The sequence below is a fragment of the [Flexibacter] sp. ATCC 35103 genome, from assembly GCF_001975985.1.
Classification (GTDB): Bacteria; Bacteroidota; Bacteroidia; order Flavobacteriales; family Flavobacteriaceae; genus Flavobacterium.
In genome coordinates this window covers 96,510-108,563 of record NZ_MTQF01000012.1, presented here as the reverse complement: position 1 = coordinate 108,563, position 12,054 = coordinate 96,510, and the positions used below count along the sequence as shown (strand labels likewise).

The following is a 12,054-nucleotide window of genomic DNA, read 5'->3' as shown; positions in this document are numbered from 1 at the left end:
ATTTATATAAAAAAGGTTTGGCGAAAGTCAAGCCTTTTTTATTGGAATAAAATAGGGCTTAAATTTCTAAACATATAGAATTATAAAAGAAATGTGTTTCTTTAAAAAAAACTTGGCGTCTGTGCGTCTTAGCGCGATTATAATTTTAAGCGTTTTAATTGTTGGTGTGAAATTTGCGCGCAAAGACGCAAAGGCGCCAAGTTTAAACATCATATGGCGTAAAAAAGCTTTAGAATGTAATCGTGAAAGTAGTTCCTGAATCTTGTTGAGATTTTACTTCGATTTTGCAATTTATGGCTGTAGCCAAATCTCTGATTAAGTGCAATCCTAAACCGGATTTGATTCCTATGACTTCTGAGTCGTCGTATAGCGCTTTAAATTGTTCCTGAGTTCCGCCTGGACCATTGTCTGTAATTGCAATATAAATTTGGTTGTTTTTTTGCCATGCTTTCCAGATTATTTTTCCGTTTATGGTTTTGTCGAGCGCTTTTATGGCGTTTCCGGTAAGGTTTCTAATGATCGTTTTGAGATAATTTTCATCGGTGTTTAAGATGAGGTTTTCTGGGTTTTCAAATGAAATTTGGATGTTTTCGATACTTGAAAAATGGTTCTTGATTTCCTTAAAAATAGCATCTACAGGAATTTCTTTAAAATGAGGTTTAAAGTTTTCCATTTGGCCTTTGCTCCATAACAAAATATCTTCCATAGACGATAATAGATTTTCGGCTCCGGTAATGACTTTGGTTTGCATTCTTGTGGCCATTTCTTCATCAATCAATTCAGGGCTTTCTTTTTGAAGATGCAGAAAGTGAATTAAATTGGAAACGGGACTTCGTAAATCATGATTTAAAATACTAAAGAATCGCGCTTTTATTTTATTGGCTTCATCCAATTCCTGATTCAAAAGTTGTAATTTTTTATTGGTTTTCTTTCTGTTTTGGTTTTGCCTGAACAGTAATAACCCAATAATTGCAACTAGAATTAATCCCGAAATTAGAAAAATACGCTGCTTTTTGGCTTCGTCAATCTGAATGTTTTTAATGGTGTTTTGAGTCGAAAGATTCTTGATTTCCTGTCCTTTCGTTTTATTTTGGTAACGCGCCTCGGCATTGGCAATATTTTGCTTCGCCGATTCCTGCATCATTTCGTCGTTGTATTTGCTATAGATTTCGTTATAATAAAAAGCTTCTTTCCAAAGTCCTAATGCGGCATAACTTTGAGAGAGTTTTTTGTTGATGTTTACAAACGATTCTTTGTCGTAAGTCAACGCATTTTTTGAAGCTTTCTTTAAGGTTTCGATGGCTTTTTTGTAATCTCCTTTTTCATATAAAACCCTTCCCATTATGGCATTGGCTTCCATAATAATATCTTCGTCATTTGATTTTTGTGCCAATAGAACTGCTTTTTTTGCATAACTAAATGCCGTGTTTGTTTTGCCCGCATTTGCATAATATTCAGATACGCTTCTGTTGGCGAAACTTAGATTGAGAAATAAAGAATCTTTTCTGGAAGGATACGTATATATTAAAGTGTAATATTTTTGAATGCTGTCAATATTTTTTAAAGGAACAAAACATTGTAAATAATAGTTGCAGGAAAAAGCACTGACATAAGGCGAAGTTTTGATATAAGGTTGGGCATAATTAAGATATTCAATAGCCTTATTGTATTGTTTCATTTTAGTATATGCCGCCGCAATCTGACTGTAAGAAACGCCAATGGTTTCGTCGTTTGGCACCGTTTTTTTAAGCAGTTTTTTGTAGTTAATAGCTTTTAGCTGATAACTAATAAAGATTTCATATTGTGCATTATCGAGATAATATTCGCCAAGACTTCCGTAAAGAACAGATTTAGTGTAGGTGCTTTTTGTAGTGTCAAGAACTTGTTTGACATATGCTATTAATTTTTTTCTTTTTAAAGTTTCGTTCAGCGCATAATAGGCATAACTAAGGCGCATCAAAGCCGAAGTTTCATTTTTAAGATGTCTGGCTTTTTGCGCATATTCTAAGGCAAACTCATAATTAATCGATGCCTCTTTGGTCTGGTTATTATTGAATTCGTATGCATTTCCTTTTAAAAAATAAAACCTTGATTTGTAGGCGAGATGATCTTTAGACAGTTCGATTCCTTTTTGTGCGGCAACGATTAGTTTGGGATAATCTTCAGCATCTAATACTTCGTTGGTGTATTTTAGCCAGGCTTTTAGTTTTTCGGGTTGGGTTTTATACTTTGCTAAAATAGGTTCCTGCTGCGCAAAAGCAGTTAAATTGATGAATAACAAAAACAAAAACCACATTTTTCTCATGAAAACAGGTTTAAGTTTTCTTTATAACTTCTTCCTACCGGAATGGCAACGTTATTATTTAAAATAATTTCGGTTGAATTAATCTTCTGAATAAATTGTTTCTGAACAGCATAACTTCTGTGAATTCTAATAAAAGATTGAAAATGATCTTCTTTCAATAAATTACCAATACTCGATAAAACGCAATGTCTTTTTTTATCGGTTATCACAAGCGTATAATCTTTTAATGCTTCGAGATATAGAATTTCGTGCAATTTGACTTTAGTTTGTTCGTGACCTTCTTTAATATAAATAGTATCACCGCCAATACTGGCTTCAAAAAGAGAAGCTTTGAGTTTGATCTCCATAAATTCCTCAATCCTGCTTACGGTTTGTGTAAAGCGATCCAGTTTTAGGGGTTTTACAATAAAATCAAGCGTTTCTATTTGAAAACTTTCTACAGCATGTTCAGGATGTGCGGTTATAAAAATACAAACCGGAATTTCCAGGGCTTTTTTTCTAAAGTCAATTCCGTTTAAACCCGGCATATCAATATCCAGAAACAAAATATCGACTTTTTCTTTTTCGATAAACGGAAGGGCATCTTCTGCCGATTCAAAAACAGCTAAAATATCCAGAACAGGAAACTTTTTGGCAAACGATACTACCGTAAGTCTGTCTATTTCGTCGTCGTCAACAATAATACAAGTGTATTTTTTTGCCATTTAGCTAGAATTTATGTCGTCTGTCTATTTAAAATGTTGTTCGTCTATTGGTGGTTTTTCTCCACATTTTAATCCTGCAAATTTGTCTTGTAATTCAATCATAACATAAAAAGGAATACTCTTTTTTACCAATTGATTGTTGCAAAAATAATGTTATTGAATTAAATACGAATCATTTAGCCAAAATTTTAAAACCAAATTATTATGAAATTTTCAAAAACAATTTTCACCCTTTTATTAGTAGCAATTTCTACAATTTCATGCAGCAGTGATGACGGAAGTAACGGAATCGATGGAACAAACGGAACAAACGGAACGAATGGACTTGATGGAAAAACCGGAGCAACAGGACCGGCAGGAACAGCAAATGTTATTTATAGTGCATGGTTAACAGCGCCCGCAGCAGTTGCAGAAACAATAGACGGAACTTCAGGAATGTCAACAAGTATAAATGCGCCGGAATTATCAGAAGATATCCTTGCAAAAGGAACGATACTGGTTTATGTGTCGTTTGGTACAGGTACTTATACACTGCCTTACACATCAACAGCCGGAGGATTTGTTAATACGATTACTGCTATTTCTACAGCAAAGAAAATCAAATTATTCAGATTTAGACATGATGCAGGAGGAACTGTAAATCTTCCAACATCACTTTCCTGGCGCTATATTTTGATTCCCGGAGGTGTCGCCGCTACAACAAAAACAGCAAAAACTGATTATTCGAAATTGAGTTATGAAGAAGCTTGCGCACGTTTTAATATTCAGCCTTAATTTTTTAGAGAGAAATCAAAAAACCAAAATAATTAAGATTATTATGAAGACTTTAAAAACCATTTTTACGATTTTATCAGTTGCATTATTAACTATTTCCTGCAGCAGCGATGATGACAAAGAAGATTCAGTAAAATATAACGAAGAAAATCCTCTTGATGCTTATATGGCAGGTTCAGGATTTAGCCAGAAAGCAGTTGATGTAAAAAACTCAGGAATTTACGAATACGGTTTTAGCTTTAAGCCTACAGTAACCGGAAAAATAAATGCTTTAATAGTGAAAATTCCGGATGTAAATGCTGCTTTAAGAATCACTTTATGGGATGCGGCGACGAAAAAAGTTATAAAATCTGAAACTGTAAATGTAGCCACAGCAAATGTTACGGTAGAAAAAACAATCGCTTCGATTGCACTTACAAAAGACAAAGAATACTTTTTTACGGTAAACAGCGACGACTGGATTAACAGAACAAAAACCGACGGATCAGCAACTACTTATCCTATTGTAGCCGGAAATATCACCATAACGGGATATGCTTATATTTCGAGTACCGCTGCAGAAACTATTTTCCCAACCAATGAACGCAATACGTATTATGCGGGAGATATTACTTTTAAATTTCAACGAACTGAATAATTTTATTTTGGATAGTGAGAATTAGTATTTTTTAAAAAGGTCTGGCTAAAGTCAGGCTTTTTTTTGTTCAGACCTAACAGGTTTTTAAAACCTGTTAGGTCTTTTTTTTAAATAAGGCATAAAAATTCGTAAAATTCAATTTTAAACATAAAGTGATTCGTGATAATTCGTGAAATTCGTGGCAAACTTTCAATAAAACCGATCCTTTTTTTTATTTTTACAGATCTAACATTCCTTTAAAAATGAAAATTTTCTACAGCTTTCTTTGTGTTCTTGCATTTACTACAATTGGTTTTTCTCAATCGAAACAAAAAGAAAATCTTGTTTTAGAAAACGGCGTTTCAGAACAAATGGCGCACTTTCGAAAAAAACAAATTTCAGAGGTTACTTACGGACTTTCGTTTGAAATTCCGCAACAAAAACAGCAGGAAATCAATTCGAATCTTGCCTTGAATTTGACGATTTCTGATTTAAGCGAACCTTTATATTTAGATTTTAAAGAGAAAAGTCAGAACATAAAATCGATTCAGGTTAATACTAAAAATGTTGCTATTGTTCACGAAAAAGGGCATATTGTTATTGCTGCGAAAGATTTAATTCAGGGAAAAAACACCATTGCCATTTCGTTTATAGCAGGAAATTTATCCTTAAATAGAAATGATGATTTTTTATACACCTTATTAGTTCCGGATCGCGCGAGCACTTTATTCCCGTGTTTTGATCAGCCGGATATTAAAGCGACTTATAAGTTGAGTTTAACGGTTCCTAAAGACTGGACGGTTTTGGCTGGAGCCGATGTAAAAGAGAAAGTAGAAAAAGGAGATTTTACAGCTTATAGTTTTGGAGAATCAGATAAAATGAGCATGTATTTGTTTTCATTCGTTGCCGGAAAATTCAAAACGGTAACACAAAAACCAGGAAATAGAGAAATGACAATGCTGTATCGCGAAAACAATGCTGAAAAACTTCGCGTAAGTACCGATACGATTTTTAATTTGCACCAACAATCAGTAGACTTTTTAGAAAAATATACCAATTATCCGTTTCCGTTTCAGAAATTGGATTTCGCTTCGATTCCGGTTTTTCAATATGGCGGAATGGAACATGTAGGCGCGATTCAGTACAGAGAATCGACTTTGTTTTTAGATAATAGTTCAACGGATAGCGAGAAGTTAGACCGAGCGAAACTAATTGCGCACGAAACCTCGCATATGTGGTTTGGAGATTTGGTAACAATGAAATGGTTTGATGATGTCTGGATGAAAGAAGTGTTTGCGAATTTTATGGCAGACAAAATCATGAACCCAATTTTCCCGAAAGTCAATCATAATCTACAGTTTTTAACGGCGCATTATCCTAATGCTTACGCGGAAGATCGTTCGTTAGGCACACATCCTATAAAACAACATTTAGCGAATCTAAAAGATGCAGGTTCGCTTTACGGAGCCATTATTTATAATAAAGCACCTATTATGATGCGCCAATTAGAAGCTTCGATGGGAAAGGAAGCTTTTCAGAAAGGAATCGAAAAATACATTAAAAAATACGCCAACGATAATGCCGATTGGAATAATTTGGTAGAAATCCTCGATGCTGAAACACCGCTTGATATACAAAAATGGAGCGAGGTTTGGGTGAATAAATCCGGAAGGGCAATTTTCTCTGATAAGATTGAATACGATGCTAAAAACCGAATTTCGTCGTTTGAAATAAGCCAGCAAGCCGAAGATAAATCAGCAAATGTATGGCCTCAAATTTTTGATATTGGTTTGGTTTATAAGGATCAGGTTAAAGTGATTACTGTCAATATAAAAGATAGAAATTTAGCTGTAAAAGAAGCAATTGGACTTGAAAAACCGCTTAGTATCATTTACAATTATAATGGATTTGGTTACGGTGTTTTTCCGCTTGACGGAAATAATATTGAAGCTGTTTTATCTTTGAAAGATGAGGTTGCGAGAGCTTCAACCTATATTAATATTTATGAAAATACCTTAACGGGAAATGTTGCGCCAAAGAAAGCTTTTGATTGTTTTGTAAAAGGAATTCAGCAGGAAGAAAACGAGTTGGTTCTAAAGATAATTACCAATCAAACCAGTAATGTCTTTTGGAAATTTTTAACCGAAAAACAACAAACTAAAGCGCAAAAACAATTAGAAGAAGTTTTGTACAAACGCTTGCAAGTCAGTTTGCCAAGCAATATCAAAAAGACGTTGTTTAATTTGTTTAGTTCGATTGCGTACTCAAATTCGGCGAAAGCCAAATTATATGCGTTATGGAGTAGAGAAAAAGTGATTCAAGGTTTGAAATTAAACGAAGACGATTATACGAATATGGCAATGAATTTGGCTATATTTAAACATGAAAAAGCAGATGAAATTTTAAATAAAGCCAGAACAACCATCACAAATCCTGACAAACAAAAGCGATTTGAGTTTTTGCTTCCGTCATTATCGAAGGATGAAATGGTTCGTGATGCGTTTGTAAAATCGTTGAAAGACGATGAAAACAGAGAAAAAGAATCGTGGGTTGCTGTAGGTTTGGCGAATATTAATCATCCTTTACGTCAGGAAAGTGCTCAGAAGTATATAAGGTTTTCATTAGATTTGGTGGAGGAAATTCAGCAAACGGGAGATATTTTCTTCCCGAAAGACTGGCTTAATAATACTGTTGGCAAATACTCATCGAAATATGCTTTTGATGAAGTGCAGCGATTCTTAAAAGAAAACCCTAATTTTAGTCCAATTCTAAAAAGGAAATTATTGCAGGCGACAGACGGTTTATACCGTGCGCAAAATATTAAAAAAGAAACCGAATGAAAATCGAATCGGAAATAGAGAAAGTCTCCAGTTTTCAGCATCTCGAAATGCTGGCAAATCAGGTTGTAGAAGGTTTTATATCCGGAATGCACAAGAGTCCGTTTCATGGATTTTCGGCTGAATTTGCTGAGCATAAAGTCTATAATGCAGGAGAAAGCACCAAACACATCGATTGGAAATTATTTGCCAAAACAGATCGATTGTACACGAAACGTTATGAGGAAGAAACCAATTTGCGTTGTCATCTTATAGTCGATAATTCGTCGTCAATGCATTATCCCGAACTAAAATCAGGTCAGCCTTTTTATGAAAAGAAGATTGGTTTTGCGGTTTTAGCTTCGGCAGTTTTAATGAATATCTTAAAGAAACAACGTGATGCTGTGGGTTTAAGCGTTTTCTCAGACAGTTACGAATATTATGCTCCCGAAAAAGGAAGTGATCGCCACCACAGAATGTTGCTCAATAAATTAGAGCAATTATTAGAACAGCCAAAAGTCAAAAAAACAACGGACACGATTACGTATTTGCATCAAATTGCAGAGAAAATGCATCGCCGTTCGATGATTATTTTGTTTACAGATATGTTTCAGTCAGAAGATGATGAAAAGCTTTTTAGTGCCTTGCAACATCTTAAACACAACAAGCACAAAGTGGTTTTGTTTCATGTGGTAGATAATGAAACAGAGCTTAAATTCGACTTTGATAATACGCCAAGAAAGTTTATTGACTTAGAATCAGGCGAAGAAGTGTCGATTTTTGCCGATAATGTAAAAGTGGAGTATGAAAAGAGGGCAGAAGCTTATTTTAAAAATCTGGCTTTAACGTGTGCAAAAAACCAAATTAAGTACGTTCCGGTGAATGTTGGTGATAATTTTGAAAAAATATTGACTACTTATTTGGTTGAAAAACAAAACTTTGGCTAACGATTTAAAAATATATTTATTTTTTTTTAGCAAAACGCTTGCAGAAATGAAATTCTGTACTATCTTTGCAACCGCAATAACGCAGAGGTTTGGTAGTTCAGTTGGTTAGAATACATGCCTGTCACGCATGGGGTCGCGGGTTCGAGTCCCGTCCAGACCGCAATATTGGGAAAAGCCTTTCTTAACGGAAAGGCTTTTTTGCCCAAATACGGTATCTAAGATTAGTTGTGTTGTTTTGCTACGACTTTGTAACTCGTAGCTGGTTTAGTAGTTAGACCAATGAAAAGCTTTCCACTTTTGTGGATGGCTTTTTTGATTTACGACACTTTTGATTTTTGTTTTTAACCTCAAAGAGCGCTACGATTTACGCAAAGTCCGCAAAGTTTTTATAAGCTTTGCGGATTTTTTGGTTTTATACTATAATTCCAATTTTAACTTACGGTTTGTCATTTCGAGCGGAGGGAGAAATCACACAAGAAACTCTGCAAAGTATGTTTTCAATCTGTGTAGATCAACTAATGCGATTTGCTTCGCCTGTTCGCTATCGCTTGAGTCTCCCTTCGCTCGAAATGACAAGATTGTTGATATTGTTCTATCTCAAATATAGTCTGTGGTTTTAACAACGGGAAACTAATTGTTATGAGTGTGATAAATATATTACGTCTTATATATTTGAAAATATTGACAATGTTTTAAAATAAGACATTGTAATTTATGCGAAAAATAGTAGTAAATACTCTGGACTTTTGTAGGACAGCAGAGATTCGCTTGAAATTTTGAAATTTATAGGTTTGGAATTTATTTAAAATCAGCTCATTAAAAATATTTCAATTTTTATTCCTAAAAACCCTTGTATAATCCAAGTTCTGTTGTATTTTTGCACTCACAATAACGCAGTTGGTTTGGTAGTTCAGTTGGTTAGAATACATGCCTGTCACGCATGGGGTCGCGGGTTCGAGTCCCGTCCAGACCGCAATATTGGAAGAAGCCTTTCTTAACGGAAAGGCTTTTTTGTTTTTATAGCTTTAAGGCTTAACCGCAAAGAGCGCTAAGATTTACGCAAAGTTCGCAAAGTTTTAATTTAGCTTTGCGAACTTTGCGTTTTTACCTTGCGCTCTTTGCGGTTAAATCGCCACAATTTATATTATTCTTACTATATTTAATATCGCAAAAACCGTCGTATTAAACTTCAATGGAACATTCCGGTCAGAAACTAGATAAATATTACATCAAAAAAGTAGATGCCGACAAAAAAAGCATTTATTGTCACCATGATTTAATGGGGGAATTGTTTGTGCCTACACATAAACATGACAAAGCACAATTGTTGTATGCTGAAGGAGATGTGGTTTTTGTAACAACAGAAACCAAAACCTACTTTTTGCCGGCAAGGCATTTTATCTGGATTCCTAGTGGTGTTGCGCACAGCATCGAACCAAAATCTGAAAGTGTTACAATGCGGAATTTATATTTTCCGGTTGAAAAAGACGAAGATGATTTTTATAAAGTAGAAGGTATTTATCCGGTCAATAATTTATTATTGCAAATGATGCTTTTTACCAATAGATGGAATGGCGATCTTAAAAAAGGAAGTCCGAATTTTGCGATTGCCAAAGCGATTAAGGCAATATTACCTCAAATTTGCCTGACCAATTTACCTTTAGAATTACCACAGCCAAAAGATCCGCGTTTGAGTAAGATTCTGAGGCATATTGAAAATAATCTGGGAGAAACCATTTTATTTGCTGAGGTTGCGCATCAATTTGGCTATAGCGAACGCTCTTTGTATCGCTTGTTTCAAAAAGACCTTAATATGTCTTTTATTCAATATTATACCATTCGAAGAATTTTAAAAGCGATAGAACTTCTACTTGACAGAAAACTTTCGGTCAAAGAAGTTGCTCTGGAAGTAGGATATAGTAGTGTACCGACATTCAGTAATACTTTCTTTAAATTCCTGGGACAAAGACCTTCTGATTACTTAAATGGAGAAGATATTTTGAAAAGCAGATAAAGATTGTTTCACGCAGATTTAAAAAAGATTAAAGCAGATTTTGTAGATCTTTTTTAAATAAAATCTGCGTATATCTGCCAAAATCCCTTTAAATCTGCGTGAAACCCTAATTTATATAATTTTTTACAACGCATTGTTTTTCAATATTTTAATATAACGTTTTCGGAAAATAAAATTTTAACATTTGTCCGAAATGAATATGTTATTGACTTTTTAGAATTATCAGTCATCAGAAAAATGCAGGAACTTTGCAGTATAAAATTATTTAAATATTCATGTTCCTTAAAACAACAAATTCTACAGAAGATTGTTTTCTCAAAATCGTGTTGATATTACTAATTGTATTAACATTTAATGGTTTACAAGCTCAGGAAATTCATTCGGTTTCCTTAAATGAAGCGGTGAAACTGGCCAAAGAAAACAATAAAAAGATCCTTAGATCTCAATTAGAGACTACGCTTTCAGAGCAAAACATCAAAGAAAGAAAAGAACTCCGTTTGCCGGATATCGAATTAAACGGTGAATATTCCAGAATTACCAACATTACGGAATTCAAAGGAAATGGTTTCCTAAATGGCAAAGAAGTAACCAAGGCAATTCCTGAAATCTATCAGGTTAATTCGACTTTTAAAATGCCAATTTATGCTGGTAATAAGATTAACAATGCCATTAAAATTGCCAATCAGGAAAACGAAATTGCCAAAATAAAAACTGAAAAGACTCAAAATGATATCGAGCTTGAAGTTGTGGCAAATTATCTGGCGATTTATAAAATGATGGAACTTCAAAAGATATTCGAAGAAAATATTAAAGAAGAAAAAAGCCGATTAAAAGAAGTTCAGTCTTTGCAAAAACACGGAACGGTAACCAAAAATGAAGTCATTAGAGCCGAATTACAGCTTTCGGATCGTGAATTAAGTGCACTTACAAACTCCAAAAACATAAAAATCGCACTTCACGATCTGAAAACTTTAATTCAGCTTCCGGAAAGTGAAGAAGTAGCGATTGATACAACGGCGAATATTGATGAAATGAAAGGTTTGGATCCGTATGATTTTTACTTGGGAAAAGCTTTTCAGAACGAAGAAATGCGAATTGCAAGCCAGGAATTAAACATCAAAAAAACGGAAATGAAATTGGTTAAAGCAAATTATTTGCCAACAGTAAACTTCTTCGGGAATTATGGATTTTACTATCCAAACTACAAATTCTTTCCGCCAAATCCGTATTTGTACACTTTAGGACAAGTTGGTATTGAAGCGCATTTTGACCTTTCGGCATTGTATAAAAACAAAACTAAAGTAGATCAGGCGAACACAAAAATTGAATGGCAGAAAATGCAAACGGAAATTACAAAAGAGGAGATTCAGGATAAGCTGTTTAAAGAACATACGCAATATCAGGAAATCCTTGAGAAGTTTGTGGTTGTTGATAAAGCTTTGGATTTAGCCAATGAAAATTACCGAATCGTAAAACTAAAATACCTAAATCAATTGGTTTTAATAACCGAAATGGTCGATGCTGATAACGCTTTATTACAGGCGAAATATAATAAGATTTCTACCCGATTGGATGCGATTCTAAAACATTACGAATTGTTGCATACTGCGGGGATAATGCCGGATCAGATTTAGATTTAAGAGGAAAGAGGCAAGATGTTAGAAGAAAGATGTTGGGAGTTAGAAGCTAGAGAATAGAGTAAAGAATATAGATTTTAAGTTCCGGAGGAGCGATTTATATTGTAGCGCCGTCCCGACGCTTCGGGATTAATCCGGGGAGAATTAGAAAGAATATAGAATTTAAGTTCCGAAGAAACGATTCATATTGTAGCGCCGTCCCGACGCTTCGGGATTAATCCGGTGGAGAATTAGAAAAAAT

8 protein-coding genes and 2 tRNA genes are annotated in these 12,054 nt (G+C 34.4%); 8 read left to right on the top strand and 2 right to left on the bottom strand.

What is annotated here, in order from left to right; genetic code table 11:
* Positions 1 to 229: 229 nt before the first annotated feature.
* Positions 230 to 2,305: an ATP-binding protein gene (locus BXU01_RS21210; protein WP_083695270.1), complete on the bottom strand. Its 2,076-nt coding sequence runs from the start codon at positions 2,303 to 2,305 to the stop codon at positions 230 to 232.
* Positions 2,302 to 3,009, bottom strand: coding sequence for a LytTR family DNA-binding domain-containing protein (locus tag BXU01_RS21205; RefSeq protein ID WP_083695267.1), 708 nt, complete (start codon positions 3,007 to 3,009; stop codon positions 2,302 to 2,304). The genes BXU01_RS21210 and BXU01_RS21205 overlap by 4 nt, the downstream gene beginning before the upstream one ends.
* 204 nt (positions 3,010 to 3,213) lie before the next feature.
* Here BXU01_RS21205 and BXU01_RS21200 point away from each other — a divergent pair, with 204 nt between their 5' ends.
* The 8 genes from BXU01_RS21200 to BXU01_RS21165 all read left to right on the top strand — a co-directional run bounded on the left by BXU01_RS21200 (position 3,214) and on the right by BXU01_RS21165 (position 11,810).
* Positions 3,214 to 3,783 carry a hypothetical protein gene (locus tag BXU01_RS21200; protein WP_083695265.1) on the top strand — a complete coding sequence of 190 codons (570 nt, stop codon included), beginning with the start codon at positions 3,214 to 3,216 and terminating at the stop codon, positions 3,781 to 3,783.
* A gap of 43 nt (positions 3,784 to 3,826) precedes the next feature.
* The gene (locus tag BXU01_RS21195) at positions 3,827 to 4,420 is read left to right on the top strand and encodes a DUF4082 domain-containing protein (protein WP_083695263.1); all 594 of its coding nucleotides are present in this window, start codon (positions 3,827 to 3,829) and stop codon (positions 4,418 to 4,420) included.
* Between the two features lie 242 nt (positions 4,421 to 4,662).
* A complete protein-coding gene (locus BXU01_RS21190; RefSeq protein WP_083695260.1) occupies positions 4,663 to 7,239 on the top strand; it encodes a M1 family aminopeptidase in 2,577 nt (858 codons plus the stop codon).
* Complete coding sequence (locus BXU01_RS21185; protein ID WP_083695257.1) at positions 7,236 to 8,162, top strand: DUF58 domain-containing protein; 927 nt, start codon at positions 7,236 to 7,238, stop codon at positions 8,160 to 8,162. Before BXU01_RS21190 ends, BXU01_RS21185 begins: the two co-directional genes overlap by 4 nt.
* Positions 8,163 to 8,248: 86 nt before the next feature.
* Positions 8,249 to 8,322: transfer RNA gene (locus BXU01_RS21180), tRNA-Asp, on the top strand.
* Positions 8,323 to 9,061: 739 nt separating this feature from the next.
* Positions 9,062 to 9,135: transfer RNA gene (locus tag BXU01_RS21175), tRNA-Asp, on the top strand.
* A 219-nt stretch (positions 9,136 to 9,354) separates the two neighbouring features.
* Positions 9,355 to 10,176, top strand: a complete 822-nt coding sequence (locus tag BXU01_RS21170) for an AraC family transcriptional regulator (protein ID WP_083695255.1) — start codon at positions 9,355 to 9,357, stop codon at positions 10,174 to 10,176.
* A 323-nt stretch (positions 10,177 to 10,499) separates the two neighbouring features.
* Positions 10,500 to 11,810 (top strand): TolC family protein, encoded by a 1,311-nt coding sequence (locus tag BXU01_RS21165; protein WP_255373818.1) that lies wholly within the window; start codon positions 10,500 to 10,502, stop codon positions 11,808 to 11,810.
* The last annotated feature ends 244 nt before the right edge of the window (positions 11,811 to 12,054 follow it).

Bases quoted from the DNA above. Each gene is read 5' to 3' on its own strand.
- BXU01_RS21210 (WP_083695270.1), bottom strand. From the start codon at position 2,305: ATGAGAAAAATGTGGTTTTTGTTTTTGTTATTCATCAATTTAACTGCT.
- BXU01_RS21205 (WP_083695267.1), bottom strand. From the start codon at position 3,009: ATGGCAAAAAAATACACTTGTATTATTGTTGACGACGACGAAATAGAC.
- BXU01_RS21200 (WP_083695265.1), top strand. From the start codon at position 3,214: ATGAAATTTTCAAAAACAATTTTCACCCTTTTATTAGTAGCAATTTCT.
- BXU01_RS21195 (WP_083695263.1), top strand. From the start codon at position 3,827: ATGAAGACTTTAAAAACCATTTTTACGATTTTATCAGTTGCATTATTA.
- BXU01_RS21190 (WP_083695260.1), top strand. From the start codon at position 4,663: ATGAAAATTTTCTACAGCTTTCTTTGTGTTCTTGCATTTACTACAATT.
- BXU01_RS21185 (WP_083695257.1), top strand. From the start codon at position 7,236: ATGAAAATCGAATCGGAAATAGAGAAAGTCTCCAGTTTTCAGCATCTC.
- BXU01_RS21170 (WP_083695255.1), top strand. From the start codon at position 9,355: ATGGAACATTCCGGTCAGAAACTAGATAAATATTACATCAAAAAAGTA.